This is a genomic window from Sphingomonas kyeonggiensis (genome assembly GCF_030812785.1).
Lineage (GTDB): Bacteria > Pseudomonadota > Alphaproteobacteria > Sphingomonadales > Sphingomonadaceae > Sphingomonas > Sphingomonas kyeonggiensis_B.
This window is the reverse complement of the sequence record NZ_JAUSTJ010000001.1, coordinates 1,401,271-1,426,982: the sequence shown is the minus strand read 5'-3', so window position 1 is coordinate 1,426,982 and position 25,712 is coordinate 1,401,271. Positions and strand designations below refer to the sequence as shown.

Annotated in this window: 23 protein-coding genes; 6 read left to right on the top strand and 17 right to left on the bottom strand. The window is 67.3% G+C overall.

Features of this window, described 5'->3' with window-relative positions:
• Window positions 1-16: 16 nt before the first annotated feature.
• From J2W22_RS07095 to J2W22_RS07075, 5 genes are all read right to left on the bottom strand, one after another.
• Entirely contained in the window at window positions 17-1,075 is a 1,059-nt protein-coding gene (locus J2W22_RS07095; RefSeq protein WP_307117548.1) for an alginate lyase family protein, read from the bottom strand.
• A gap of 65 nt (window positions 1,076-1,140) precedes the next feature.
• Complete coding sequence (locus tag J2W22_RS07090; protein WP_307117547.1) at window positions 1,141-4,230, bottom strand: TonB-dependent receptor; 3,090 nt, start codon at window positions 4,228-4,230, stop codon at window positions 1,141-1,143.
• Between the two features lie 310 nt (window positions 4,231-4,540).
• Window positions 4,541-5,956: an efflux transporter outer membrane subunit gene (locus J2W22_RS07085; protein WP_307117546.1), complete on the bottom strand. Its 1,416-nt coding sequence runs from the start codon at window positions 5,954-5,956 to the stop codon at window positions 4,541-4,543.
• Window positions 5,953-9,192 carry an efflux RND transporter permease subunit gene (locus J2W22_RS07080; RefSeq protein ID WP_307117545.1) on the bottom strand — a complete coding sequence of 1,080 codons (3,240 nt, stop codon included), beginning with the start codon at window positions 9,190-9,192 and terminating at the stop codon, window positions 5,953-5,955. The genes J2W22_RS07085 and J2W22_RS07080 overlap by 4 nt, the downstream gene beginning before the upstream one ends.
• A gap of 11 nt (window positions 9,193-9,203) precedes the next feature.
• Window positions 9,204-10,388: an efflux RND transporter periplasmic adaptor subunit gene (locus tag J2W22_RS07075; RefSeq protein WP_307117544.1), complete on the bottom strand. Its 1,185-nt coding sequence runs from the start codon at window positions 10,386-10,388 to the stop codon at window positions 9,204-9,206.
• A 171-nt stretch (window positions 10,389-10,559) separates the two neighbouring features.
• Here J2W22_RS07075 and J2W22_RS07070 point away from each other — a divergent pair, with 171 nt between their 5' ends.
• From J2W22_RS07070 to J2W22_RS07050, 5 genes are all read left to right on the top strand, one after another.
• Window positions 10,560-11,159 (top strand): TetR/AcrR family transcriptional regulator, encoded by a 600-nt coding sequence (locus J2W22_RS07070; protein ID WP_307117543.1) that lies wholly within the window; start codon window positions 10,560-10,562, stop codon window positions 11,157-11,159.
• Between the two features lies 1 nt (window position 11,160).
• Entirely contained in the window at window positions 11,161-12,228 is a 1,068-nt protein-coding gene (gene dinB / locus J2W22_RS07065; RefSeq protein WP_307117542.1) for a DNA polymerase IV, read from the top strand.
• A 14-nt stretch (window positions 12,229-12,242) separates the two neighbouring features.
• Window positions 12,243-12,806 (top strand): hypothetical protein, encoded by a 564-nt coding sequence (locus tag J2W22_RS07060; protein WP_307117541.1) that lies wholly within the window; start codon window positions 12,243-12,245, stop codon window positions 12,804-12,806.
• Between the two features lie 190 nt (window positions 12,807-12,996).
• Complete coding sequence (locus J2W22_RS07055; protein ID WP_307117540.1) at window positions 12,997-13,551, top strand: DNA-3-methyladenine glycosylase; 555 nt, start codon at window positions 12,997-12,999, stop codon at window positions 13,549-13,551.
• Window positions 13,548-13,916, top strand: a complete 369-nt coding sequence (locus J2W22_RS07050) for a ribose-phosphate pyrophosphokinase (RefSeq protein ID WP_307117539.1) — start codon at window positions 13,548-13,550, stop codon at window positions 13,914-13,916. The genes J2W22_RS07055 and J2W22_RS07050 overlap by 4 nt, the downstream gene beginning before the upstream one ends.
• A 235-nt stretch (window positions 13,917-14,151) precedes the next feature.
• Here the strand turns inward: J2W22_RS07050 and J2W22_RS07045 are convergent, their stop codons facing one another.
• Genes J2W22_RS07045 through mgrA form a run of 3 tightly spaced genes read right to left on the bottom strand, consistent with a single transcriptional unit; the run spans window position 14,152 to window position 17,877 of the window.
• Window positions 14,152-16,326, bottom strand: coding sequence for a penicillin acylase family protein (locus J2W22_RS07045; RefSeq protein WP_307117538.1), 2,175 nt, complete (start codon window positions 16,324-16,326; stop codon window positions 14,152-14,154).
• Between the two features lie 25 nt (window positions 16,327-16,351).
• Entirely contained in the window at window positions 16,352-16,819 is a 468-nt protein-coding gene (locus J2W22_RS07040) for a GreA/GreB family elongation factor (RefSeq protein ID WP_307117537.1), read from the bottom strand.
• Window positions 16,816-17,877 (bottom strand): L-glyceraldehyde 3-phosphate reductase, encoded by a 1,062-nt coding sequence (gene mgrA, locus J2W22_RS07035; RefSeq protein ID WP_307117536.1) that lies wholly within the window; start codon window positions 17,875-17,877, stop codon window positions 16,816-16,818. Before mgrA ends, J2W22_RS07040 begins: the two co-directional genes overlap by 4 nt.
• A gap of 100 nt (window positions 17,878-17,977) precedes the next feature.
• Here mgrA and J2W22_RS07030 point away from each other — a divergent pair, with 100 nt between their 5' ends.
• Window positions 17,978-19,024 (top strand): glycosyltransferase family 2 protein, encoded by a 1,047-nt coding sequence (locus tag J2W22_RS07030; RefSeq protein ID WP_307117535.1) that lies wholly within the window; start codon window positions 17,978-17,980, stop codon window positions 19,022-19,024.
• On the opposite strand, the gene J2W22_RS07025 is transcribed toward J2W22_RS07030, so the two are convergent.
• Genes J2W22_RS07025 through sufB form a run of 9 tightly spaced genes read right to left on the bottom strand, consistent with a single transcriptional unit; the run spans window position 19,021 to window position 25,711 of the window.
• Window positions 19,021-19,374 carry a HesB/IscA family protein gene (locus J2W22_RS07025; RefSeq protein WP_307117534.1) on the bottom strand — a complete coding sequence of 118 codons (354 nt, stop codon included), beginning with the start codon at window positions 19,372-19,374 and terminating at the stop codon, window positions 19,021-19,023. The two genes, J2W22_RS07030 and J2W22_RS07025, sit on opposite strands and share 4 nt — an antisense overlap.
• Window positions 19,374-19,850: an SUF system Fe-S cluster assembly protein gene (locus tag J2W22_RS07020; protein WP_307117533.1), complete on the bottom strand. Its 477-nt coding sequence runs from the start codon at window positions 19,848-19,850 to the stop codon at window positions 19,374-19,376. Before J2W22_RS07020 ends, J2W22_RS07025 begins: the two co-directional genes overlap by 1 nt.
• Window positions 19,847-21,040 (bottom strand): cysteine desulfurase, encoded by a 1,194-nt coding sequence (locus J2W22_RS07015; RefSeq protein WP_307117532.1) that lies wholly within the window; start codon window positions 21,038-21,040, stop codon window positions 19,847-19,849. Before J2W22_RS07015 ends, J2W22_RS07020 begins: the two co-directional genes overlap by 4 nt.
• Window positions 21,041-21,093: 53 nt before the next feature.
• Window positions 21,094-22,224, bottom strand: coding sequence for a SufD family Fe-S cluster assembly protein (locus J2W22_RS07010; RefSeq protein ID WP_307117531.1), 1,131 nt, complete (start codon window positions 22,222-22,224; stop codon window positions 21,094-21,096).
• On the bottom strand, window positions 22,221-22,526 hold the full coding sequence (locus tag J2W22_RS07005) for a hypothetical protein (RefSeq protein ID WP_307117530.1): 306 nt from the start codon (window positions 22,524-22,526) through the stop codon (window positions 22,221-22,223). The genes J2W22_RS07010 and J2W22_RS07005 overlap by 4 nt, the downstream gene beginning before the upstream one ends.
• Window positions 22,523-23,266 carry a Fe-S cluster assembly ATPase SufC gene (gene sufC / locus J2W22_RS07000; protein ID WP_307117529.1) on the bottom strand — a complete coding sequence of 248 codons (744 nt, stop codon included), beginning with the start codon at window positions 23,264-23,266 and terminating at the stop codon, window positions 22,523-22,525. Before sufC ends, J2W22_RS07005 begins: the two co-directional genes overlap by 4 nt.
• A gap of 8 nt (window positions 23,267-23,274) precedes the next feature.
• Window positions 23,275-23,850: a hypothetical protein gene (locus J2W22_RS06995; protein ID WP_307117528.1), complete on the bottom strand. Its 576-nt coding sequence runs from the start codon at window positions 23,848-23,850 to the stop codon at window positions 23,275-23,277.
• Window positions 23,847-24,251: a hypothetical protein gene (locus J2W22_RS06990; protein WP_307117527.1), complete on the bottom strand. Its 405-nt coding sequence runs from the start codon at window positions 24,249-24,251 to the stop codon at window positions 23,847-23,849. The genes J2W22_RS06995 and J2W22_RS06990 overlap by 4 nt, the downstream gene beginning before the upstream one ends.
• Window positions 24,248-25,711: a Fe-S cluster assembly protein SufB gene (sufB, locus tag J2W22_RS06985; RefSeq protein WP_307117526.1), complete on the bottom strand. Its 1,464-nt coding sequence runs from the start codon at window positions 25,709-25,711 to the stop codon at window positions 24,248-24,250. The genes J2W22_RS06990 and sufB overlap by 4 nt, the downstream gene beginning before the upstream one ends.
• Window position 25,712: the final 1 nt, after the last annotated feature.

The following is a 25,712-nucleotide window of genomic DNA, read 5'->3' as shown; positions in this document are numbered from 1 at the left end:
CGCCGATGGTTCCCGCTCAGCGCCCGATCAGCGTTACCCAGTCGATCGGCTTGCGGCCGGTGCGTTCCGCAAGCTTGGCGGCGAAGTCGCGATAGGGGATGCCGGTGATCGCCGCGGCGAGCGCGTAGGTGTTCACGGCATTGCCCGGATCCCAGGGATGCGGCGCATATTCCTTCTGCCCGGCCGCCGCGCGCTCGCGGTCGAAGGCGATCTTCGAATTGGCGAACTCGCTATGGGTCTTCTCGCCCAGCGCATAGGGCTCCAGCCATTTGACCGCGCCCGCCAGGCTCGATCCCGTCGGGCTCTTCCAGTCGTACCAGGCCTGGTCATGCGCCTGCGCCGCAAGCGCGGCCATCAGCATCGGATCGAGATTATAGGTGACATAATGGAGCGCATCGCGCTCGTAGAAGTCGAACACCGATCCGTCGGGTCGGATATTGCCGGCCACCTGCTTGCGGAACGCCGCGCGGGCGCGCTCGATCAGCTTCGCGTCGCCGACCTCGAACGCCGCCATCGTCGCCAGCTTGATGCGGTGGCTCTGCCAGTTGGTGTGGGAATTCTTCGGCGCGCCGTCCATCGCATCGAGATAGCCCTTGGCCATCCTCCGCCAGAAGCCGTCCAGCTTGGCCTTGAGCGCGGGCGGCAGGTCGTCCTCGCTCAGGTCGGTGGCGAGGATCAGCGCATCGAAGCCGGTCTCGTCGATCGGGTTGAACGACATCTGGTAGACGTCCGCCCAATTCTCCAGATAGCGGCCCGCCTGGTCGAGATAGCGCCGGTCGCCGGTCAGCCGCCAGGCGAGCGCCAGCGCGATGACGATCGGCTGGTCCTGCTTGGCCTTGAGGCTGATCTCGCGGATGCCCTTGCCGGGCAGCGTGCCTTCGGTGTGGAGTTGGGGGATCGCGCCAGGCGCCCGCTCCAGCGCCGCATCGGCGCGGGCGATCACCTGCCGTGCCACCGGATCGCTCGCGGGAATATTCTTCGCGAAGCCCGGGCCAAGGATCGCATTGTCCTGCGCCGACACGGGAACGGCACCGAGCGCGAGCAGGGCGACGGCGCTGGAGAGGAGAAGCTTCATCAGGACGGGACTCGCCGAAAGGGGTGCGGAGCGGCCGGAAGATAGCCGCTCCGCGTCAGGGGACGCTAGAAGCTGCTGCGGATCGTCAGCGTATAGGTCCGGCCGTCATAGTCGATACGGCGCGGCAGCATCGGATCGCTCTCATATTCCGATCGGGTCGCGTTGGTCAGGTTGAACGCGTCGAGCGAGATCGAGAAGTTCTTCATGATGTTGAGCGAGGCCGAGGCATCGAGCTGGCTGCGCGCCTTCACGGTGCGGGCGTCGCCGACGAAGCTGTTGCCGGCGGCCAGGTCGTACTTGCCGCGATGGTTGAACACCACGCGCAGGCCGAACAGCTTGGTCTCGTAATAGCCGATCAGGTTGATGTTGTGCTTGGCGACGCTGGGCAGCGTGATCGGATTGCCCTGCGTGTCCTTCCCGCTGATCTCGGTATAGGTGTAGTTGGCCGCACCGCCGAGATACTTGAGGAAGCCCGGCAGGAAATCGAGGTTCTGCTGCACCGAGACCTCGACGCCGCGCACGCGCATCGGGTTCTGGTTGGTGATGCCGCTGGCCTGGACCCGCGCCCCCGTCGGGCTGCCGACGATGTTGCAGTTGACCCCGTCGTCCTGGAGCTGGCCCAGCCCGAAATCGATGCCGTTATACTGGCCGTTGGTCGGGCACAGCACGCGGCGATCGGTGATCGGGCCGACATAGCCCTGGATGTCCTTCTGATAGACCGCCACCGCGAAGGCCCCGCCGGGGCGGTTATACCATTCGAGCGACAGGTCGTAGGAATCCGCGGTGTAGGGGCTCAGGTTGGTCGCGCCGATGATGACGTTGTAGGTCGGCGTGCCGACCACGGCCGGATCGGGGATCTGCACCGAGGTCGCCGGCACATTGTCGCGCGGCTGCGGGCGGACATAGGTCTGGTAATAGGCACCGCGCAGGACGAGCTTGCTGGTCAGGTCCGCGGCGAACATCGCCGAGGGCAGCCAATAATCGTAATCGTCCTTGTACAGCCGGCGTGACATGCTGTGGTTGACCGGCCCCGGCTGCAGCGACAGGCCGGCGCTGCAGTTGCGGCAATCCAGCGCATCGATCTTCTGCGTCGTGGTCTCGTAGCGCAGGCCGACATTGCCGCGGATACGGATGCCGAATAGGTCGCCGTCGAACTTCGCCATCGCATAGGCCGACATGACCTCCTTGCTGTTGGTGAAGTTGTTGTTCCAGTAGTTCGGATCCCAGTAGTTGTTCACCAGCCCGTATGGGGTGAGGAACACGCCATATTGCGCGCCATAGGCGAATTGCGTCGGCAGGCCGTTGGCGAATTGCGAGGGGCGCGGGGTGAGCACCACCGGCGTGATCGCGCCCAGCACCTGGTTGACGTTCATGTCGCGCCAGTTGGTGGTGTAGCCGGGGGCCGTGCCACCGAAGAAGTCGCCGACATAGGGGTTCACCAGCGACATGCCCGGCGTGACATTGCCGGTCATCGCGCCGATCGAGGTGTTGCGCGAGCCGATCGAAGTATATTCGTTGTTCTCGTAGCGCAGCCCGACCTGGAAGCCCGAGACGAAGCTGTTCGCGAAGCTCCGCTCGATATCGAGCTGGATCGCGTCGAGCGCGTTCCACGACTGGCCGTTGGTGCCGGTGACGCCGAAGCGGTCGCCCAGCGTGTTCGCCGGCGCGCCCGGCATCTGCGCGCCCGCCTGGGTCGCCTGGTTGGCCGGTGAGGCGAGCGGATAGCCCCCGGTCGGGACGTGCGAGGCATTGGGCGTGTTGAGGATGAACTGCGCGTTCTGCAGGCTCGTGCCACCGGTATAGACCGAGGCGGTGATGCCGTTCAGCCCGCTGAGATTGCGGTACGGATTCTGGATGATGTCCAGCTCGATCTGGTTGGCGAGCACCTGCGCGCGCGAGATCGTTCCCTGCGCGGTCACCCGCCACTGATCGTCCTTGAACTCGATCGTCGGGTTGATCGCCCAGGTCTTCTGCTTGGCCGGCTCGGAACGGATCGAATCGAAGGTCTGCAGATTCTCGGCGGTGAACTTGTTGATGTATGCGCGCGGCCCGTTCGGGGTCTGGACGACATAGGGCGTGCCGAGGCTGGTGAAATGCGCCACCGCCGAAGTCGGCCCCAGCGCGCCGGTGCCGTTATTGCCCGCCGAGGTATCGATATAGAGCAGGTGGTTGGTGCCCTGGTCGAGGTTGCGCTCGGTATAGAAACCGGTGGCGCCGAACTTGATCTTGTCGGTCGCCTGCCATTCGTAACCGGCCGCACCGGTCAGCAGATGGCCCTTGTTGAGGCGGACGAACTGGCGGACCTGGGTGGGATAGTAAACGCCGCCCGGATATTGCGCCATCAGCGCCTGATAGGTCGGGTTCGACGCCGGCACCGCCTGGTTGCCGACCTGGATCGAGCCCAGCCGGTTGGCCCAGCTGTTCACCGATATCGAATCGCGGCGGAACTTCTCGTCCTTCCAGGCGACCACGCCGAACACCGCGAAATTGTCGGTGATGTGCGCATTGTAGCCGGCCGAGATCGCCGGGCTGCCCAGGTCGCCCAGGTCGTTATATTCATAGGACGCCTTGGCCCAGCCGCCGGCCTTGCGGCTCAGCGCCGAGGCGATGCGCAGGTCGACATTGCCCGAAAGACCACCGGCAAGGTTCGCCGCCGAGGGCGACTTGATCACGGTGATCGCCGAGAAGATGTCCGAATTGAACGCGCCGAGCGGCGTCGATGAAGTGTTGGTCGCGCTGCCCAGGATCGGGTCGGCGAAGCCGCCGCCGTTCAGCGTGGTGCGCGCGAACGAGCCCGGCAGGCCGCGCAGCGAGATCGTCGCGTTGCGCGAATCCGCCTCGCGGTTGATCTGCACGCCCGGGATGCGCTGCACCGCCTCGCCGACGTTCAGGTCCGGGAAGCGGCCCAGGCCGTCGGACGAGATCGAATCGGTGATCTGATCGGACTCGCGCTTGATGTTGAGCGCATCGGCATAGGCCCGGCGGAAACCGGTAACCACGATCTGGTCCGAAGGCGTGGGTTCCGCCGCCTGTGGCGGGCTGGCCTGGCCGTCGGTGCCGTTGCTGGTATTCGTGCTGCTATTCTGGGCGAGCGCAGGCGCCGCCATCAGGACGGCGCAAAGCGCCGAACTGGCAAATAGAGTAGTCCGTCGCATGACTCTCCTCCCCGTCTGTCCCCGGCTTTTGTGCGTTGCCAGTCCATGCTGGCCACCGGTGTCAGGCCAATAAGGCTGATACCGCGACAAGTGTCAATAGAATGGTCAGGCCACATTGCATTATTGGTCGGGCACAGGGAGCGAAAGGCGCGAAAACGCCTCCGCAGCGAGCCAAATGGTCACGCTCAAGCGGGCTGTGTCCAGCTACACTTTCGGGTAGAAAACCGCGTTCGGCGCCGTCAGGCGGCCGAAACAGCCGCGCCCCCGCGCGCCGAAAGGCACGCGGGGCGCGGGGGCGAGGGGTGGCAGTTCAGCCCTGGGGAGACTGCTGCCATCCCCCGCCAAGGGCGAGGAACAGGGTTACGGTGGCGTCGGAGAAGTCCGATTCGGCCTGCGCCAGCGACAATTCGTTGTTGGCGAGCGAGCGCTCGGCATCGAGCACCGTCTGGAACGGCTCGGCACCGGCACGGTAGCGCAGCCGCGCGATGCGGGCGGCTTCGGCGCTCTGGTCGCGTCCGCGGCGCAGCGCCTCGACCCGCTGGCCCTGCGCCACATAGCTGGCGAGCGCCGTCTCGGTGTCGCGCAGCGCGGTGAGCCAGGTGCCGTCGAACGTGGCGAGCGCCGCATCCGCCCCTGCCCTGGCCTGGGCGATACGCGCGCGGGCGACGCTCATGTTCGGGAAGCTGAACGAGAGCAGCGGCCCAACGCTGAAGCGGAAGCTCGAGCTGTTGAACAGGTCCTTGGGATCGAGCGCGGTCGATCCGATCGAACCGCCGATCGAGATGTTCGGATAGAGGTCCGCGGTCGCGACGCCGATCTGCGCCGTAGCCGACGCCAGGCGGCGCTCGGCAGCGCGGACATCGGCACGGCGAGCGAGCAGCGTCGCGCCATTGCCGACCGGGATGGCCTGCTTCACGACGGGCACCGTCTCGCAACCGGCAACGTCGGTCGGCGCCTCGGCCGGCGGCTTGCCGGTGAGCGTGGCGAGACGGAACAGCGCCGCCTTGCGCTGCGCCTCGAACACCGGGACGGTGGCGCGGGTCTGCTCGAGCAGCGCGCCGCCCTGGGCCGTCTCCAGCCCGGTGCCGCGGCCGCCGGCCTCGAGCCGGCGGGTCAGGTCGAACGTGTCTTCCTGCAGCTTGAGCGTCTGCGAGGCGACCTTGAGCTGCTGGCCGGCGGCGCAGGCGTCCGCATAGGCGCGGATCGTCTCGGCGACGACGGTGACGCGGGTCAGGTCATAGGCGGCCTGGCTGGCCTCGACATCGGCGCGCCCGGCCTGGATGGCGCGCGTGATCTTGCCAAACAGGTCGACCTGATAGCTGGCGTCGAGGCCGACGGTGTAGGTCTCGCCTTCGAACGAGGCGTTGGGGATGCCCATCGCCGCGCCCGGGGTACGGGCATGCGTCGCCTGGGCGTTGACCGTGGTGCTCGGCAGCCGCTGCGAGCGCGTCTCGCGCAGCACCGCCCGCGCCTGGCGCAAATTGGCCTCGGCGACGCGCAGGTCGGTATTGGCGCTCAGCGCCTCGCCGACCAGCCGGTCGATCACCGGCGTGTCGAACAGCTTCCACCAGTCCGCCGGCGGCTCGTCGGGCACGAAGCCCGGCGCGCTCGCCTGGCTGAGGTCGCCCTGGGCCGGCGCCTTGGGCGCGGGCGAGACATAGTTGGGGCCGACCACGCAGCCCGACAGGGTCAGGCCGGCGGCGAGCAGGATGATGCTACGCTTCACTGCGCTTCTCCCGTCGCGGTTGCAGGCGTCTCGGGCACCGAAGGCGCGTTCGCGCTGACCTTCCCGCCGCCCCATTTGCGCAGCAGCACATAGAAGATCGGGGTGAAGATCAGGCCGAAGACGGTGACGCCGATCATGCCAAACGCCACGGCGGTGCCGAGCGACTGGCGCATCTCCTGGCCCGGGCCGCTGGCGATCGCCAGCGGGACCACGCCGAAGATGAAGGCGAACGAGGTCATCAGGATCGGACGAAGGCGCGAGCGCGCGGCATGGATCGCCGCGTCGAACCGGTTCATGCCCTCTTCCTCGCCCTGCTTGGCGAACTCGACGATCAGGATCGCGTTCTTCGCCGCGAGCGCGATGAGCACGACCAGGCCGACCTGGGTGAGGATGTTGTTGTCCATCCCCCGCAGGTTCACGCCGAGCAGCGCCGCCAGGATGCACATCGGCACGATCAGGATCACCGCGAGCGGCAGCGTCAGCGCTTCATACTGGGCGGCCAGCACGAGGAAGACGAACACCACGGCGAGGACGAAGATCAGCGCCGAGGAGCTGCCCGCCGCCTTTTGCTGATAGGCAAGGCCGGTCCATTCATAGCCATAGCCCTGCGGCAGCACCTTGCTGGCCATCGCCTCCATCGCCGCGAGCGCATCGCCCGAGGAGACGCCCGGCGCCGCGGCACCCTGCAGCTCCACTGCGGGCAGCAAATTGTAGCGGACCACGCGCGACGAGCCCGAGTCGCGGTGGAAGGTCGCCACCGCCGACACCGGCACCATCTGGCCGCTCGACGAGCGCACCTGCAGGCGGCCGAGATCGGCGAGGTCGTCGCGCGCATGCGGCTCCGCCTGGGCGGTCACGCGGAAGGTGCGGCCGAGCAGGTTGAAGTCGTTGACATAGGTCGAGCCGACATAGGTGCCGATCGCGTCGAACACCTGGCTGGGATCGACGCCGAGGATCTGCGCCTTGTCGCGGTCGACATCCGCGCGGATCTTGGGATTGGCGGTGTTGAACAGCGAGAAGACCTGGGTGACCTTCTGCTCCTGCATCGCCGCGCCCATCATCGCGCCGGTCGCGCCCTCGAGCCCGCGCCAGCCGCCATTGGCCGCCCGGTCCTCGATCATCATCACGAAGCCGGAGCCGTTGCCCAGGCCCTGCACTGCGGGCGGCGCGATCATGAAGATGTTGGCGCCGCTGATCTGCCCGGCGATCGCGCCGGTCAGCTGGCCGGCCAGCGCCTCCGCGCTCTGCTTCTTGCCGCGCTCGGACCAGTCCTTCAGCTTGATGAAGAACACGCCCGCATTCGATGCCTGGCTGAAACTCGCGCCGTCCAGGCCGGCGAACGCCGCGCCGTCGATCACGCCGTCGGTCTTGGCGGCGATGTCATAGGCCTTGTCGACGACTTCGCTGGTGCGGTCGAGCGACGAGCCCGGCGGCAGCTGGACGACGCCGATCAGGAAGCCCTGGTCCTGCTCGGGGATGAAGCCGGTCGGCGTGGCGGTCAGGCGCCAGCCGGTCAGCGCGAGCAGGCCCGCATAGATCAGCATCATGATCAGGCCCATGCGGATCAGCCGGCCGGTGACGCGGCCATAGCGGTCCGACAGCCAATCGAAGCCCTGGTTGAACTTGTCCGCGCCGACCCGGATCGGGCGCATCCAGCGCGGGCCCTTGTCCGCGTCGATATGCTGGTGCGGCTTGAGCAGCAGCGCGGCGAGCGCCGGCGACAGGGTCAGCGAGACGAGCAGCGAGATCGCCGAGGCCGCGGCGATCGTCACCGCGAACTGGCGGTAGAAGATGCCGGGGATGCCGCCGACCATCGCGGTCGGGATGAACACCGAGACGAGCACCAGGCCGATCGCGACCAGCGCGCCCGACACTTCCTTCATCGTCAGGTGCGCCGCCTCGCGCGGGTTTTTGCCCTCGCGGATATGCTTCTCCACCGCCTCGACCACGACGATCGCGTCGTCGACCACGATGCCCACCGCGAGCACCAGCGCGAACAGCGACAGCGAGTTGATCGAATAGCCGAGCGCGAGCTGCACCGCGAAGGTGCCGACCAGCGCGATCGGGATGGCGACGATCGGGATCACCGCCGCACGCCAGGTCTGGAGGAAGATCACCACGACGACGACGACGAGGACCACCGCTTCGAGCAGCGTGTGCTGCACGGCTTCCACCGATGCCGCGACATATTCGGTCGGGTTGTAGGGGATGGTGTACTGAAGGCCCTGCGGGAAGTCCTTCTTGAGCGTGTCCATCTCCTTGAGCACCAGGTCCGCCGCGTTCAGCGAGTTGGCGCCCGGCTGCTGGACGATGGCGAGCGCGATGCCGCGCTTGCCGCCGAACGAGCCGCGGATCGAATAATCCTGGCTGCCCAGCTCGATCCGCGCGACGTCGCCCAGCTTGGTGAGCGCCGCGCCGGTCGGGTCGGCCTTGACCGTGATGTTGGAGAATTGCTCGACCGTGGCGAGGCGGCCCTGCACGTCCACCGGCACTTCGAACGAGGGATTGTCCCTGCCCGTCGGTGCCGAGCCGAGCGCGCCGCCGGCGGTCTGGATGTTCTGCGCCTTGAGCGCCGTGACGATCTCCGCCGCGGTCAGGTTGCGCGCCGCCGCCTTGTCCGGATCGATCCAGACGCGCATCGAGTAGTTGCCGCCGCCGAAGATCTGCACCGTGCCGACGCCCTCGAGGCGCAGCAGCCGGTCGCGGATCACCGTGTTGGCGTAATTGCCCATATAGTCGACGTCGAGGCTGTTGTCGGGCGAGGTGAGCGCCACGATCATCAGGAAGCCCGATTCCTGCTTGTTCACCGTCACGCCGATCTGGCGGACCTGGTCGGGCAGGCGCGGCACGGCCAGGTTGACGCGGTTCTGCACCAGCACCTGCGCGGCATCCAGGTCGGTGCCGGGCTTGAAGGTGACGGTGACGGTCGATGCGCCCTGGGTCGAGGACGAGCTCATGTAGAGCATGCCCTCGACGCCGTTGATCTCCTGCTCGAGCGGCGTCGAGACCGTCTCGGCGATGATCTCCGGCGAGGCGCCCGCATAGAAGGCGCTCACCGCGATCGTCGGCGGGGCGATCTCGGGATATTGCGACAGCGGCAGCAGCGGATAGCAGAAGGCGCCGATCAGGGTGATGAACACCGAGATCACGGCCGCGAAGATCGGCCGGTCGATGAAGAAGCTGGAGAAGCCGCTGCGCGTCTGCGCCTCGGGCTTCTGGGCCTGGGGTTCGCTCATGGCCGCGATCCTTAGCGGTTGCCGGCCGGCTGGGCGGTGCCGGCGGGCTGATCGGACGGCGGCACCGAGGCGGCGGGCGTCTCGGTGATCTTGCCCGGCTGCGGCGTGACCTTGACGCCCGGACGGGCGCGCTGGGTGCCGTCGATCACGACCCGGTCATCCTTGGTCAGGCCCGAGCGGATCACGCGCAGGTTGCCGCGCAGCGGACCGGTCTGCACCGGGCGCGCCGTCACCGTGTTGCTCTTGTCGACGACGAAGACGATCTGGCGGGCCGCATCGGCCATCACCGCCGTGTCCGGCACCAGCAGCGCCGGATAGGGCTTGCTCGCCTCGAGCCGGGCCGATCCGAACATGCCGGGCTTCAGGAAGCCGCCCGGATTGGCGATGATCGCACGGGCGCGGATCGTGCCGGCACCGGCGTCGAGCGCATTGTCGACGAAGTCGAGCGAGCCGGTATGCGTGTAGTCGGTCTCGTCGCTGAGCTTGACCTTCACCGGCGTACCGTCCTGCGTGCCGGTGCCCTGGCGCTGATACTTGAGCAGCAAAGCTTCCGAGCCCTGGAAGACGAAGTGGAGCGGATCGACCGAGACGATCGTGGTCAGCACCGTCTGGTCGGCGGCCACCGAGTTGCCGACGTCCACCTTGCGCTCCGAGATGCGGCCGCTCAGCGGCGCGACGACGCGGGTGAAGCCGAGGTCGAGCTGGCGGGCGCGCAGATTCGCCTCGGCGGCGGCCACCTGCGCGGCGCCCGAGCGCAGCGCGGCGCGGCGCTGCTCGAGCTCTTCCTGGCTGGCGGCGCGCTGGGCGACCAAAGCTTCCGAGCGGGCATATTCGGTCTGGGCGTTGGCGAGCGTCGCCTTGGCCTGGGCGACCTGCGCCACGGCCTGCGACACCGCGGCCTGGGCCGGGCGCGGATCGATGGTGAAGAGCAGCTGGCCCTTGCGGACGAACTGGCCGTCCTTGAACCACACGCCCTGGAGATAGCCCGAGGCGCGCGGGCGCACCTCGACATTCTGGATCGCCTCGAAGCGGCCGACGAACTCGTCCCAGTCTACCACGTCCTGCACCAGCGGCGCGGAGACGGTGACGGGCGGCGCACCCTGCTGGGGCGGCTGCGCACCGCCTCCGCCGCAGCCGGAAAGGGCAAGCGCGGCTGCGAGAGCCGGGATGAGCAGCTGGCGGTTCTTCGAATGCATTTCCGATCCCTCAATCCGTGCCCTTGGCCGGACATCCTCCGCGGTGTCGTTGCTGGAAACGAACGACTTCCGATTTGGTCCCGCTAAGCAGGTTCTGGGAACTTGTCAACGACTGGTGACATATGTCCACGGCGGTTGACTATGTTCACCACCATGTTAGGGAAAATGTCCATGATCCCACCGGTTCCGTCGCGGCATCGCAATGCCGTTGCGACGCGCCAGGCCATTCTCGCCTCGGCACGGAAGCATTTCGCACGCGAGAATTACGAGAATGTCGGCCTGCGCGAGATCGCAGGCCATGCCGGCGTCGATCCCGCCCTGGTCAGCCGCTATTTCGGCAGCAAGGAAGCCCTGTTCCGCGAGACGCTGCGCGACGATGACGAGAAGGACATCATGGACGGCGCGACGCGCGAGACGCTCGCCCGCCATTTCGCCCAGCTCTTCCTCGAAAAGGACGATGCGCCGCCGGGCGAGCGCGACATCCATATCGAGCGCATCCTGATCCTGCTCCATTCGATCGGCTCGCCCAAGGCGGGGCAGATCATCCATAACGCGGTGCAGGCCGACATCCTCGATCCCGTATCCCAGGAGCTGGAGGGCGAGGATCGCGAGATGCGCGCGGCGATGGCGCTGGCGGTGCTGATGGGCATGGGCATCATGCACAACATGCTCTCGATCGACACGCTCGAATGCACCCCCGAAGAGGATGCGCGATTCGAGAAGCGCCTCACCCGCATCTTCGCCGCCGCCCTGGAGCCGATGGACGACTGACATGGCGCAAGCGCCGGTCCGCAAGATCATCCATGTCGACATGGATGCCTTTTACGCGTCGGTGGAGCAGCGCGACGATCCGGCGCTGCGCGGCAAGCCGGTCGCGGTCGGCTATGCCGCGGCGCGCGGCGTTGTCGCGGCCGCCAGCTATGAGGCGCGCAAGTTCGGGGTGCGCTCCGCCCTGCCCTCGGTCACCGCGCTGCGCCGCTGCCCCGAGCTGGTCTTCGTCAAGCCGCGCTTCGACGTCTATCGCGCCGTCTCCAAGCAGATCCACGCGATCTTCGCCGACTATACCCCGATCATCCAGCCGCTCTCGCTCGACGAGGCCTATCTCGACGTCACCGCGAACCTGCGCGGGATCGAGACCGCCTGGGCCACCGCCAAGGAGATCCGCGCGCGCATCCTCGAAGAGACCGGCCTCACCGCCTCGGCCGGCATCTCGTACAACAAGTTCCTCGCCAAGCTCGCCTCGGACCAGCGCAAGCCCAACGGCCAGTTCGCGGTGACGCCCGATATGGGCGCCGCCTGGGTCGAGACCCTGCCGGTCAAGCGCTTCCACGGCGTCGGCCCGGTGACCGCGCGCAAGATGCAGGGCCTCGGCATCGAGACCGGCGCCGACCTGCGCAGCAAGCCGATCGAGTTCCTCCGCGCCCATTTCGGCAGCTCGGCCGACTGGTATTATGCGATCGCCCGCGGCGAGGACGACCGCCCGGTCGATGCCGAGCGCATCCGCAAATCCTCGGGCTCCGAGACCACCTTCAACACCGATCTGACCGAGAACGAAGAGATCGAGGCCGGCGTGCTGGAGATGGCCGAGGAAGTCTGGCTGTGGTGCGAAAAGGCGCAGGAATTCGGCCGCACCGTCACGGTGAAGGTGAAATATGCCGACTTCCAGATCATCACCCGCAGCCGCAGCCTCACCGCCGGCCTGGTCGACCGCCGCGAGGCGCTGCGCGAAATGAGCCTCTCGCTGATCCGCTCGGTGCTGCCCACGCCCAAGGGGATCCGGCTGGTCGGCGTGACGGTATCGAACTTCGAGGAACGGCTGGGCGAGGAACTGCCGTTTTGACTATAGGCATTGCGATGATGCCCCGGCTCGCCCTTCTCCTTGCGCTGTTCTCCCTCACAGGATGCAGCTTCCTGTCGGGCGGCAATCTCGGCGAAGGCTGCAAGGTCGCCGAGGCCTATGCCCGGCATTTCCTGAAGGAAGCTTCCGGACCGATCGCAGTGGCGCACGGCCCCAGGGGGCTGATGCTTCCCAAGCGCAAGGAAATCGAGGCGATCGTTCGCGAGCATCCGGAATTCGTCGGCAGCCAGGATCTCCGCCTTGTGCTGGCGGAAACCGAGGTCCGTAGGCTGAGCCCGGTCACGAGTTGCCCGAATCTGCGTGCGCTTCTCGATGGCGCGGGCATCCTGCACAACGACGCAGAGATCGACCGGTTGGCCGACCCGGCAACAACAACACGCTATCCCTTCGGCGTCCTGACCATGTCGATGCCCGTGATAGACCGGGATGGCCGCACCGCAGCTTTGACGACCAGCGATTACTATGGCCCTCTGGCGGGAGGCACGAGTTGGGTGCTTCTGGAAAAGAGGCGTGATGGCTCATGGGTCGTCAAGCGAATCGATACGCTGAGCGTCAGCTAGTGTGTTCGTCATCCCCGCGAAGGCGGGGATCCAGAGTCACGAGGGACTGCGCTCCGCCACCCTGGATCCCCGCCTTCGCGGGGATGACGCCCCCTTGCCTCAAAGGGATAAGTGCCGAACTATTCGATAGGATCTTCAGACCCTCGAGGCCCGGATAGACCGCCTCGAAACGCCCGGATGCAAGTCTGCAATGACACTGGACCGCACCTTCTTCGAGCGCGACGCGATAACCGTCGCCCGCGCGCTGATCGGCGTCGAGGTTCTGGTCGACGGCGTCGGCGGGCCGATCGTCGAGACCGAGGCCTATGACGCGGGCGACCCCGCCTCGCACAGCTTTCGCGGCCCGACGGCCCGCAACGCCGTCCTGTTCGGCCCGCCCGGCCATGCCTATATCTACCGCATCTATGGCCTGCATTGGTGCATGAACTTCGTGTGCAGCCCCGTCAGCGCGGTGCTGATCCGCGCGATCGAGCCGCGCCACGGCATCGAACAAATGGTCGAGCGCCGCGGCACCGGCGACATCCGGCTGCTCTGCTCGGGACCGGGCCGGCTCTGCCAGGCGCTGGCCGTCGACCACAGCCTGGACGGCGCTCCGATCGACGCGCCGCCCTTGGAGTTGCGCGACGCCGATGCCCCGCGCACCGTCGCGGTCGGCGTGCGGATCGGGATCAGCAAGGCGGTCGACGTGCCGTGGCGCTTCGGCGAGGCGGGCTCGCGCTTCCTCAGCAAGCCGTTCGCGCCATGACCGGCGATCCGATCCCGGTCTCCGACATCGCCCATGTCCGCGCTTTGCTGATCGAGGCGGCCCGCGAGCGCCGCGCGGTCAGCTATTCCGAGATGCTGGCGCTGCTCGGCCACCGCTTCACCCGCCCGCTGATGCGTGCCTTGTGCAAGACGCTCGACGCGATCGACGACGATGCCGCGGCAAAGGGTGAGCCCGAGCTCGCCGTGCTGGTCGTCCGCGAATCCGACGGCATGCCCGGCCAGGGCTGGTGGGTCAGTCCGCGCGCCTCGCTGGAGGGGCATGCCGGCCCCTGGGAAGGCCCGGAGGCACGGGCGTTCGTCGACAGGCTCCAGCGCGAGGCCTTCGATCATTGGGCCGCAGCCTGAGCGGCTTGCAAAATAGGATTTCGCCTGCTTGGTTCAACCGGCCGGAGCTCTGCTCCAGCCGCTCTTTGATTCCGTAGGAAAGATAGGATCCCGCACGCGCAAGGATGTTGTGCGGCTGGCGCGGGAGGAACCGCCAATGGTGCGAACTTGGTGAACTTCCGAGCGCGAAAACCCGCTTTTGGCGTGTACTTCATGTCCTTTGGCCTGCCGGCGCCCCGCCGGATGTAGGAACGCCCTATTCCCCCGGCCGGTACACCCGCTCGACATGCCCCTTCAAATCCTCGGGGTAGAAATACACCGGCCGCAGGTCGCCCGCCGCATAGCGCTCGGCCTGATCCCTGAAGTGCCTCGACTCCGGATACCCGCTCTCGCCCCCCGCAGTGACAGCCCAGGCCTTCACTTTCGGCCCGAACTCCACCGTCGCGACGAAGCTGTTGCCGAGCGTGCCGTAATAGCGCTTCGTCCCCGGCCAGCGCTTCGCCCCGAACGAGGCGAGCGAGCCCCATTGCGCCGAGGTGAAGGGCACCGGGATGCTGGGCTTCGCATCGTCGAACTTCTGGACGATCGCCCCGTCATTGCGCTGGAAGCGGTTGATCTCGCCCCAGGCGACCTTCCAGCTGCCAAAGTCCTGGGTCAGCCGGTCCGCCGCCGAGGCGAGTGCGTCGATCCGCTGCGCGTCGGTCGCACGCTCGGCCATCCAGTCCCACACCGACAGCCCCGCCTCCTTGGCCGGCGCGGCCGAGGGCGCCCACAGCGCCTCGCCCCAGAACACTGCCAGCGAGGTCGCCGCCGAGTCCGCGGCCCAGCGCCGGTCCCAGGTCTTGAGCAGCGCCACCGGCTCGGCGAGCCTCGCCTTGCGGGCATCGCCGTCGGGCAGCTTCTCCCAGGCCGCGACCAGCCCGGGCAGCAGCCGGTCGAAGGCGGGCAGGAAGCTGTCATAGGCCGCCTGGCGCAGCGTCTCGGGGGTGAAGTCCCGGCGCGCGTTCAGCACCCGCAGCGCATGGGCGCCGCGCGGGTTCTCACCGGCCTGGTCGAAATAGCGCGGATAGTCCGCCGCCTTGGGGCTGTCTGCGCCTGCCGCGTTCCAGGGCCAGTTGTTCGAGTTATAGGCCCAGCCATTCTTCGGGTTCACCACCTTGGGCAGGCTGGCGAGCCTATGCAGCCCCTTCCAGTCGGTCGCCGGATCGCTGCCGTCCACCGGCTTGCGATAGTCGAAGCGATTGTCGCGCACCGGCATGAACTGCGGCATCAGGAAAGCGATCTCGCCCTTCGAGTCCGCGAACAGCGTGTTGTTCGAGCTGTTGGCCTTGCGCTCCGCAACCTTGAGGAAGCTCGCATAATCGCTGGCCTTGGTGCGCAGGAAGCTCTGCTGCAGCGCCTCGACCGGCTTGTTCATCAGCGAGACCGCGATCCATTTGCCGTCCGCGGTCTCACGGACAATCGGGCCGTGATGGGTGGCATAGGTGGCGAAGCTGCGATGCGCCTGGGTGCCGTCCGCAGCACGATAGGAAAGCGCGATCGTCTTCGCCGTCACCGAGCGGATTGCATGATCATACCAATAGAGGAAGCGCGAACGATCGTCGTTGGCGAGGATCTTCTCCGCGAACTCGTCGACATTGTCGACGCCGCTCGACGTGTGCATCCAGCCGGCCCTGGCGTTGAACCCCTGGTAGATGAAGAACTGCCCCCAGGTCGCCGCGCCATAGGCGTTGAGCCCCTCGCCGCTCGTCACCTGCTGCTCGGAGCGGAAGAAGAAGCTGGTGTGCGGGTTGATCAGCAGCAGCGCATGGCCGTCCTTCGTATGGCTCGGCGCGATGGCGAAGCCGTTCGAGCCCTTGGGCTCCTTGTAGAGCAGGTCCTTCTCGGCATTGGTCATCGCCTGCTTCTGCTTGCCGTAGAACGCTTCGAGTTGGCTGAGCGGCACCCGCTCGATATCGCCGCCGATGCTCCCTTCGGAGAAGCTCAGCGCCATCCACGGCTCGAACCGCGTGAGCACTCGCGGCTTCACTTGCGGGTGCGTGGCGAGATAATAGTTCAGCCCGTCCGCCCAGGCCTGCATCAGTTTGCGGAGCCATGCCGGGCTCTTCGCATAATCGGCCTTCAGCACCTCCGGATCGACGAACAGCCGCTGGCGCAGATCCTGCCAGATCGCCCCCTCGCCCTCCGCCTCGGCGAGCCGGCCGAGGCTGACCAGATAGTTGGTCTCGATCCGGTTGAAGTCGTCCTCGGCCTGGGCATAGATCATCCCGAACACCGCATCGGCGTCGGTCCTGCCGTTGATATGCGCCACGCCCCAATCGTCCCGGGTGATCGTCACCCGCGCCGCGCTCGCCTTCCAGCGTTCGGCATCGGTCTGGGCATTGGCGGCGGTGGACGCGAGCAGCGCAGCGGCGAGGAGCAGGCGAGTCATGCGCCCACCCTAAACCGCGTTTCGCTCAGTCCGGAATCGTTTCGATCTCGATGATCTCGATTGCCTGCGCCTTGCCGGCGAAATCGACCTTCTCGCCTTCCTCGGCACCGATCAGCGCCTTGGCGAGCGGGGCCTGGAAGGACAGCCGGTCCGCAGCAGGATCGGCCTCGTCATGCCCGACCAGGTCGATCACCCGCTCCTTGCCGGCCATCCTGATCCGCACCCGCGATCCGATGCCGACCACGCCTTCCTCGGGCGCCGGCACGATCTGCGCCGTGGTGCGGCGGGTGTTCCAGTAGCGCAGCTCTCGCTTCAGCCCTTCGAGCGCCTCTTCCTCACCGCCCGCCGCGACCGCGGCCTCCAGCTCGGCGACCTTCGCCTCGATCAGCGCAAGGCCGCGCGCCGTGACCATGTTGGGTCCCGGCGGCAGCGGCAGCTCGAACTTCGGTTCCTTGTGTTCCTCGTCGCTCTCGCGGCGAAACGCGACACTCATGCCTGGGGGAGTTCCTCGATGCTGGACGAGACCTTCCAAAGATCCAGGCTGCCATCGGTTGCATGCGCGTCGATCTCGGCCAGCTCTTCCGCGCTGAAGTCGAGATTGTTGACCGCGTCCAGCGAGTTGTCGAGCTGCTCGACGGTGCGTGCGCCGATCAGCGCCGAGGTGACGCGCGGGTCGCGCAGCACCCAGGCGATCGCCATCTGCGCCAGCGTCTGGCCGCGCTTCTGGGCGATGGCGTGCAGCGCGCGGATGCGCTCGATATTGTCGTCCGACAGCAGCCGCTGGTTCAGCGAGCCGCCCTTGGCCGCCCGCGCATCCTCGGGCACGCCGTTGAGATACTTGTTGCTCAGCATGCCCTGGGCGAGCGGCGAGAAGGCGATGCAGCCGGTGCCAAGATCGCCGAGCGTGTTCAGCAGCTCGGCCTCGACCCAGCGGTTGAGCATCGAATAGCTCGGCTGGTGGATCAGCAGCGGCACCTTGTGCTCGGCGAGGATCGCGGCGGCCTGGCGGGTCAGCTCCGGCGAGTAGCTGGAGATGCCGACATAGAGCGCCTTGCCCTGGCGGTGGAGCTGCGCGAGCGCGCCCATCGTCTCCTCCAGCGGGGTCTTCGGATCGACGCGGTGCGAATAGAAGATGTCGACATAGTCGAGCCCCATCCGCTTGAGGCTCTGGTCGCACGAGGCGATCAGGTACTTCTTGCTGCCACCGACATCGCCATAGGGCCCGGGCCACATGTCCCAGCCCGCCTTGGTCGAGACGATCAGCTCGTCGCGGTGATGCGCGAAGTCGGTCGCCATCACGCGGCCGAAATTCTCCTCTGCCGAGCCATAGGGCGGGCCGTAATTGTTCGCGAGGTCGAAGTGCGTCACGCCCCGGTCGAACGCGCGGCGCAGCATCGCCCGGCCGGTCTCGAACACATCGGTGCCGCCGAAATTCTGCCAGAGGCCGAGGCTGATCGCCGGCAGGTCGAGCCCCGAGCGCCCGCAGCGGCGATAGGGCATGCGGCCGTCATAACGGGCGGGATCGGCAGTGTAGGGCTGGGGATGGGGCATCTGGTCTCTCCGCGTGGCGCGCTTCGGCTTCGCGGCGTCCTATAATGAATCCCGGCCAGCAGTGAAGGACTCCATGCAAATGCCCCGATTGGCGCTCGTCATGATCGTGCGGAACGAGGAACGCTGCCTTGCGCGCTGCCTCGAAAGCGCGCGCCCGCATGTCGATGCGATGATCGTGCTCGACACCGGCTCGACCGACGCGACGGTGGCGATCGCCGAGCGCTGCGGCGCGACGGTGCATCATTTCACATGGTGTGACGACTTCTCGGCGGCCCGCAACGCCGCGCTCGACCATTCCGACGCGGACTGGAACCTGATCCTCGACGCCGACGAATGGATCGAAGACGACGCCGCCGCGCTCGGCGCCGCCACGCTTCCGCCCGCCTCGGTCGCGCCGCCGCGCTTCCTGGGCTGCATGCAACTGGTCAATCGCAGCCAGGACGACGCCCCCGCCACGCGCCGCCTGTCGCCCCGACTCCTGCCGCGCGGCGTGCGCTATCAGGGGCGCATCCACGAGCTGCCGGTCTCGCCGCTGCCGCTGGTGCCGCTGCCGCTTGCGCTCCGCCATGACGGCTTCGAGGAAGCCCAGCTCGCCCGCAAGGACGGCCGCAACGAGGCGCTGCTGCGTGCCGAGCTCGCTGTGACGCCGGAGGACTCCTATCTCTGGTACCAGCTCGGCCGCGAGCATCTGGTGCGCGAGCGGCCCGGCCAGGCCGCCGACGCGCTGCTCACCGCGCACCGCACCGGCGCGCCCGGCACGGCATGGCGCCACGGCACTGTCGTGGCGACGCTGCAGGCGCTCAAGCGGGCCGAGCGGTTCGAGGAGGCGCTGGCGTTCGCCGACCTCGAGCACCGCAACTGGCAGCGCTCGCCCGACTTCTATTTCGCCGTCGCCGACCTCTATCTCGACTGGGCGAGCCGCAATCCGGCGATCGCGATGAGCGAGCTGCTGCCGATCGTCGAGAGCGCGTGGAAGCGCTGCCTGGAGATCGGCGAGCGGCCCGATCTCGACGGCTCGGTCGAGGGCTGCGGCAGCCATCTCGCCGCGCAGAACCTCGCGATGTTCTACCAGACGCTCGGCATCGACGACGATGCGCAGCTCTATGCCGACATGGCCGCGGGCATGCGCCGGCGGCGCGCCGCCTAGACGGTGAAGCTCTCGCCGCAGCCGCAGCTGCCCTTGGCATTCGGGTTCTGGAACACGAAACCGGCGGTGAAGTCGTCTTCCTGCCAGTCCATCGTCGAGCCGATCAGATAGAGGATCGAGCTGCCGTCGACATAGAAGGTGCCGCCGGGCGTCTCGATCTTCTCGTCGAACGGCTTGGCCTCGGTGACGTAATCGACCGAATAGGCGAGCCCCGAGCAGCCGCGGCGCGGAGTCGACAGCTTGACGCCCACCGCATCGGCGGGCGCCTTGGCCATCAGGTCGGCGATGCGCTGCTCGGCGGCCGGCGTCAGGATCAGCGCGGCGGGGCGGGCGCGGGTGGCGGTGGTCATCACAGCATCCCCAGTTCGAGCTTGGCCTCGTCGCTCATCTTCTGCGGGTCCCATGGCGGATCCCAGACGAGGTTGACTTCGGCATGGCCGATCCCCGGCACCGAGCCGACGCGCAGCTCGACTTCGCCGGGCATCGATTCCGCCACCGGGCAATGCGGCGTGGTCAGCGTCATCTGCACCGCAGCATGGCCTTCGGCAGTGATGTCGACGCCGTAGATAAGGCCGAGATCATAGATGTTCACCGGAATCTCGGGATCGTAGATCTCCTTGAGCGCGGTGATCACCGCCTCATAGAGCTCGCCGCCCGGCTCGGTGCCCGACAGCGCCTGCGGCTTCTGCGACAGGAAGCCCGAGAGATAGTCGCGCTTGCGCTCGAACGTCTCCGTGGCGGTTTCAACCGCGTCGTCCACGCGCGCCTTGGGCGGGGCCGCCACGGCCTCCACTTCCTCGACTTCAATCTTGCGTTCTTCGTTCATCCGAAGATCCTTGTGACCCGTTCTATTCCAGCGACCAGCGCGGCGATGTCGCTCGCGCCGTTGTAAACCCCGAAGCTCGCCCGCGCCGTCGCCGGCACGCCCAGGCTGTCCATCAGCGGCTGTGCGCAGTGATGCCCGGCGCGGATCGCGACATTGGCTTCATCCAATATGGTGGCGACATCGTGCGGGTGCACCCCCTCGACCGCGAAACTGACGATGCCCGCGCTGTCGGCCGGGCCGAACAGCCTGACCGAGTTGAGCTGCGACAGCGCCTCGCGCGCCTGGGTGACAAGCGCCGTCTCGTGCGCATGGATACGCTCGAGACCGATGCCCTCCACATAATCGATGGCCGCATGCAGCCCGACCACGCCGACGATATGCGGCGTCCCCGCCTCGAACCGGCCCGGCGGCGGCGCATAGGTGGTCTTCGCGAAGGTCACCCGGTCGATCATCGATCCGCCACCCTGATAGGGCGGCATCGCGTCGAGCAGCTCGTAACGGCCCCAGAGCGCGCCGATGCCGGTCGGGCCGTAGAGCTTGTGGCCCGACATCACATAGAAATCGCAGCCGATCTCGGCGACGTCCACCGGCATGCGCGGCACCGCCTGACAGCCGTCGAGCAGAATCTTCGCCCCGACCTTGTGCGCCAGCGCGGTCGCGCGCTTCGCATCGAGCACCGAGCCCAGCACGTTTGAGACATGGGCGAGCGCGACCAGCTTGTGGCGATCGGTGAGCATCGCCGCCATCGCGTCGAGATCGATGCGCTGGTCGGCGGTGAGCGGCACAACGTCGATCTCGGCGCCGACCCGCTCGGCGACCATCTGCCAGGGCACGATGTTCGAATGATGCTCGAGCGTGGAGAGCAGGATGCGGTCGCCGGCCTTGAGCTGGGTGCCCGCCCAACATTGCGCGACGAGGTTGATCCCCTCGGTCGCGCCGCGGACGAAGACGACTTCCTCCTCGCGCCCGCCGAGGAACTTCGCCACCCGCTTGCGCGCCGCCTCATAGGCGAGCGTCATGTCGGCCGAGCGCTGGTACACGCCGCGATGCACGGTGGCATAGGTCTCGCCATATGCGCGGTTGATTGCATCGAGCACCGGCTGCGGCTTCTGCGAGGTCGCGGCGGTATCGAGATAATGCCAGCCGCGCGGGATCGCCGGGAAATCGGCGAGCAGGTCGAGGGGACGCATCTCCCCTTCCGCTTGCGGGAGGGGTCGGGGGAGGGCCTGTTCGGGAAGCGAGGTCATGCGGACATCCCCTCCCCTAACCCCTCCCGCAAGCGGGAGGGGGACCCCAGCGCCGCCTCCAACCACGCATCCGCATCCGCCGCGAAGGCCTCGCGCACCGCGTCCTCGCCGATGCGGGCGAGCGCATCCGCCACGAAGGCGCGAGTGAGCAGCGCCTGGGCGCGGCCTTTGTCGATCCCGCGGCTCTGCAGGTAGAACAAAGCCATCTTGTCGAGCTCGCCGACCGTGGCGCCGTGGGCGCACTTCACGTCGTCGGCGAAGATCTCGAGCTCGGGCTTGAGGTTCACCGTTGCCGAGCGCTGGAGCAGCAGGCCGCGCAGCGACTGCTCGCCATCGGTCTGCTGCGCGCCGCGCGCCACTTCGACCCGGGCGGCGAGGCCGGCAGCCGACTTGTCCGCCGCCACCGCGCGCCACAGCTGGCGCGAGGTGCCCTCGACATCCTCATGGCGCACCGCGACCGCAGCTTCCTGCTTCTGGCTGCCGGAGGTCAGCAGCGCGCCGCCCATCTCGGCGAAACCGCCCTTGCCGTTGATCAGCAGCGATCCGTCGATCCGGCTGCCCATGCCGCCGGCGCCGAGGAAGATCGAGACGAGGCTCGCCGCCTCGCCCACCTCGGCCTCGTCGCGCAGCGAGACGAAGCCGTCCGACTGCACCAGCCGCACCGAACGCATCAGCCGCGCCCCGCGCTTGAGGCAGAGCGTGGTCAGCCGGTTGGCCCAGCCCGAGCCGGCATAGGTCTCGATCACCGAGGCGACCGCATCCTCGTCGAGCATCAGCCGGGCGGGGACATGGCTCTCGCCGCCGGTGCCGATATGGACGATCTGGATCGACGTCGCGGCATGTTCGGGCCCGAGATGCAGCGACCAGCCCTCGCCATCGGTGAGGCTGCCGAGCGGATGATCGGTCGTGGCCAGCTGCTGGGTCACCTGGACCGGGCCCGGCGTGGAATGCGCCGGCTCGAAACAGCCATCGACGAACAACAGGCGCGGGCCTTCGATGTCGAGGAACAGCGTGCCGGGATCGATCGCGGTGTCGGCGCGTGGGCTGTCGGCAGCGGCCTTGAGCGCCGCCATATCGGCCCAGCGCCATTCCTCCATGCGCGGCGTCGGGAGTGCGAGCGTGGTCACTGGCCGGCCCTCCAGCTGCGCTTGAAGTCGGCGAGCAGCGCCGGCTTGCGCTTGTCGATACAGGCCTTCACGCCCGCGGAATCGCGTGCGCCCTTGCGGACACAGGCAGTCGCGGTGCGGCAGAGCTGTTCGTCGAGCTTCGCGTAACCGCTGGATTCGCTCAGCGCGCAGCCGAGCTTGCCGCCCGCACCCTGGCTGACCGTCGCGGAGATCGCCGCGAGCTTACGCCCGACGACCTCGATGTTGAGCTCGTCCTGCGGCGCCTCCTGCACCGCCAGCGCCAGGATCAGGGACAGGATCACGCCGCCAGGATCCCATAGCCTTCGCGCTCCAGCTCATGCGCGAGCTCGGGTCCGCCCGAGCGGACGATGCGGCCATCGGCGAGGACATGGACGAAGTCCGGCTGCACATAATCGAGCAGCCGCTGGTAGTGGGTGATCAGTAGCACCGCCTTGTCGGGCGCGCGCATGATCCGGTTGATCCCCTCGCCCACCGCCTTGAGCGCGTCGATGTCGAGGCCGGAATCGGTTTCGTCGAGGATCGCCAGCTTGGGGCCGATGATGCCCATCTGGACCATCTCGTTGCGCTTCTTCTCGCCGCCCGAGAAGCCGACATTGACCGGGCGCTTGAGCATCTCGACGTCCATGCCGAGCGCATCGGCCTGGGCACGGGCGAGCTTGAGGAACTCGCCACCCGAGAGCGGGGCCTCGTCGCGGGCGCGGCGTTGGCTGTTCAGCGCCTCGCGCAGGAAATGCAGGTTCGAGATGCCGGGGATCTCGACCGGATATTGGAAGCCGAGGAACAGACCGGCCGCGGCGCGCTCGTGCGGCGCCAGCTCGAGCAGGTCCTGCCCGTCGAACGTCACGCTGCCGCCGGTCGGTTCGTAGTTCGGTCTGCCGCCCAACGTGTAGCCGAGCGTCGACTTGCCGGCGCCGTTCGGGCCCATGATCGCGTGGATCTCGCCCGCGTTCACGTCCAGGCTCAGGCCCTTGAGGATTTCCTTGCCGTCGATTTCGGCGCGGAGGTCGGTGATCTTCAACATGCTGTCGTTCATTCCTTGGGCCCGAAAATCGGCCCCTTTTCTGACTTGTCGGTATCGTCGCGCTGGGGCTGGTTGCCGGTGGTGAAGCGCACCACCGGGCCGTCCGCGGCCGGGTTCACCGGCGGCGCGATCGGCTTGACGCGCTGGCGCTCGGTCTCGCGGCTTTCCTCGGTGGCGGCATTGGGGCCGATCGCGGAGCTGGGCAGCGCCGCCTTGGGCTGAACCAGCTTGGGCAGCTCGAAGACCTGCGCCTTGCCCGGCGCCGGTATCGGCGGCGGCGCGGACACTGCGGCGGCGGCCTGCTCCAGCACGCTCAACTCGCGGCAATCGGTCACTTCGTCGGCTGTCCTGGCATAGCAGACCGGGGTCGCCTGGCAGGCATTGCTGTCGCGCCGCTGGCTGCCGCTCGAGACCATCACCCGGCAGTTGCGCAGCCGACCGTCCGAACCCTTGTCGAACAGCATCGTGGTGCGCCCGAAGGTGGCGCGCACGACGATGTTCGCTTCGTCCTCCGCAGGCGTGCCGACCGCCTGGGTGGCGGGCACGTCCTGGGCGAGGAGCAGGAGGGCGGCGGCGAGGATCACGGCCTGGCCTTCTCCGCTTCCGGCTTTCCTTCGGGCGGCAACTGATCGGGCATGCGACGGAACACCGCATCGATCTCGCCAAGCGTATGGTCGACCGTCGCTTCGCGGTCCGCGGCGCTCACCTTCCGGTCATCCTCGATCAGTCGCAGCGCCATGCGGCGCGCCTTTGCGCGGCTGGGCGCGCAGCGCTCGAGTGTCTGGTCGATGACCTTGCGCATGCCATCGGTGAACTGGGGGCCGGCCTTTCGGCTGATCCCCTGCATCGTCGGGCCAAGGCAACCAAGATAGGTCTCGATTGCCGGGGTAAGCGATTCCGGAGCGTAGAAACCCGCTTCGACCGCCTGTGGCGCGCCCGGCTGGGCCGGCGCTGCCTGCATCAGGAACAACGCAAGCAAGATCACCCGACCGAACCCTCCAGGCTGATCCCCAGCAGCTTCTGCGCCTCGACCGCGAACTCCATCGGCAGCTGCTGCAGCACTTCCTTGGCGAAGCCGTTGACGATCAGCGCCACCGCAGCCTCCTGGTCCAGCCCGCGCTGCATCGCGTAGAACATCTGGTCCTCGCTGATCTTCGAGGTGGTCGCCTCATGCTCGATCTGCGCGCTCGGGTTCTTCACTTCGATATAGGGCACGGTGTGCGCGCCGCACTGGTCGCCGAGCAGCAGGCTGTCGCACTGGGTGAAGTTGCGGACATTCTCCGCCGCCGCGTTGACCAGCACGCGGCCGCGATAGGTGTTGTTCGACCTGCCCGCCGAGATGCCCTTGGAGACGATCGTCGACTTGGTGTTCTTGCCGATGTGCAGCATCTTGGTGCCGGTATCGGCCTGCTGGTGGCCGTTGGTGACCGCCACCGAATAGAATTCGCCGACCGAGCCGTCGCCCTGCAGGATGCAGCTGGGGTATTTCCAGGTGATCGCGCTGCCGGTCTCGACCTGGGTCCAGCTCACCTTTGAATTGGTGCCGGCGCACAGCGCGCGCTTGGTCACGAAGTTGAAGATGCCGCCGACGCCATTCTCGTCGCCCGGATACCAGTTCTGCACCGTGCTGTACTTGATCTCGGCATCGTCGAGCGCGACCAGCTCGACCACCGCGGCGTGGAGCTGGTTCTCGTCGCGCATCGGCGCGGTGCAGCCCTCGAGGTACGAGACATAGGCGCCCTTGTCGGCGACGATCAGCGTGCGCTCGAACTGGCCGGTATTCTCGGCATTGATGCGGAAATAGGTGCTGAGCTCCATCGGGCAGCGCACGCCCTCGGGTACATAGACGAAGGTGCCGTCGGAAAAGACCGCGCTGTTCAACGCCGAATAGAAATTGTCGCGGACCGGCACGACCTTGCCGAGCCACTTCTTCACCAGCTCGGGATATTCGCGGATCGCTTCCGAGATCGACAGGAAGATCACGCCGGCGGCCTTCAGCTCCTCGCGGAAGGTGGTCGCGACCGAGACGCTGTCGAACACCGCGTCGACCGCGATCTTTCGCGCGCCCTCGACGCCGGCGAGGACCTTCTGCTCCTCGATCGGAATGCCCAGCTTCTCATAGGTGCGCCGGATCTCGGGATCGAGCTCGTCGAGCGAGCTGATCGTCTTCTTCTGCTTGGGCTCGGCGTAGTAATACGCGTCCTGATAGTCGATGTGCGGGATCGACAGCTTCGCCCATTCGGGCAGGGTCATCTCCTGCCACATGCGGAACGCCTTGAGCCGCCATTCGAGCATCCACTCGGGCTCGCCCTTCTTGGCCGAGATGTAGCGGACCGTGTCCTCGCTCAATCCCTTGGGCGCGAACTCCTGCTCGACGTTCGAGGCGAAGCCCCACTCATATTTCTTGTTGGCGGCTGCCAGTGCTTCCGCGTTCTTCGTAGCCATG

Bases quoted from the DNA above. Each gene is read 5' to 3' on its own strand.
- J2W22_RS07095 (WP_307117548.1), bottom strand. From the start codon at position 1,075: ATGAAGCTTCTCCTCTCCAGCGCCGTCGCCCTGCTCGCGCTCGGTGCC.
- J2W22_RS07090 (WP_307117547.1), bottom strand. From the start codon at position 4,230: ATGCGACGGACTACTCTATTTGCCAGTTCGGCGCTTTGCGCCGTCCTG.
- J2W22_RS07080 (WP_307117545.1), bottom strand. From the start codon at position 9,192: ATGAGCGAACCCCAGGCCCAGAAGCCCGAGGCGCAGACGCGCAGCGGC.
- J2W22_RS07075 (WP_307117544.1), bottom strand. From the start codon at position 10,388: ATGCATTCGAAGAACCGCCAGCTGCTCATCCCGGCTCTCGCAGCCGCG.
- J2W22_RS07070 (WP_307117543.1), top strand. From the start codon at position 10,560: ATGATCCCACCGGTTCCGTCGCGGCATCGCAATGCCGTTGCGACGCGC.
- dinB (WP_307117542.1), top strand. From the start codon at position 11,161: ATGGCGCAAGCGCCGGTCCGCAAGATCATCCATGTCGACATGGATGCC.
- J2W22_RS07060 (WP_307117541.1), top strand. From the start codon at position 12,243: ATGATGCCCCGGCTCGCCCTTCTCCTTGCGCTGTTCTCCCTCACAGGA.
- J2W22_RS07055 (WP_307117540.1), top strand. From the start codon at position 12,997: ATGACACTGGACCGCACCTTCTTCGAGCGCGACGCGATAACCGTCGCC.
- J2W22_RS07050 (WP_307117539.1), top strand. From the start codon at position 13,548: ATGACCGGCGATCCGATCCCGGTCTCCGACATCGCCCATGTCCGCGCT.
- J2W22_RS07045 (WP_307117538.1), bottom strand. From the start codon at position 16,326: ATGACTCGCCTGCTCCTCGCCGCTGCGCTGCTCGCGTCCACCGCCGCC.
- J2W22_RS07040 (WP_307117537.1), bottom strand. From the start codon at position 16,819: ATGAGTGTCGCGTTTCGCCGCGAGAGCGACGAGGAACACAAGGAACCG.
- mgrA (WP_307117536.1), bottom strand. From the start codon at position 17,877: ATGCCCCATCCCCAGCCCTACACTGCCGATCCCGCCCGTTATGACGGC.
- J2W22_RS07030 (WP_307117535.1), top strand. From the start codon at position 17,978: ATGATCGTGCGGAACGAGGAACGCTGCCTTGCGCGCTGCCTCGAAAGC.
- J2W22_RS07025 (WP_307117534.1), bottom strand. From the start codon at position 19,374: ATGACCACCGCCACCCGCGCCCGCCCCGCCGCGCTGATCCTGACGCCG.
- J2W22_RS07020 (WP_307117533.1), bottom strand. From the start codon at position 19,850: ATGAACGAAGAACGCAAGATTGAAGTCGAGGAAGTGGAGGCCGTGGCG.
- J2W22_RS07015 (WP_307117532.1), bottom strand. From the start codon at position 21,040: ATGCGTCCCCTCGACCTGCTCGCCGATTTCCCGGCGATCCCGCGCGGC.
- sufC (WP_307117529.1), bottom strand. From the start codon at position 23,266: ATGTTGAAGATCACCGACCTCCGCGCCGAAATCGACGGCAAGGAAATC.
- sufB (WP_307117526.1), bottom strand. From the start codon at position 25,711: ATGGCTACGAAGAACGCGGAAGCACTGGCAGCCGCCAACAAGAAATAT.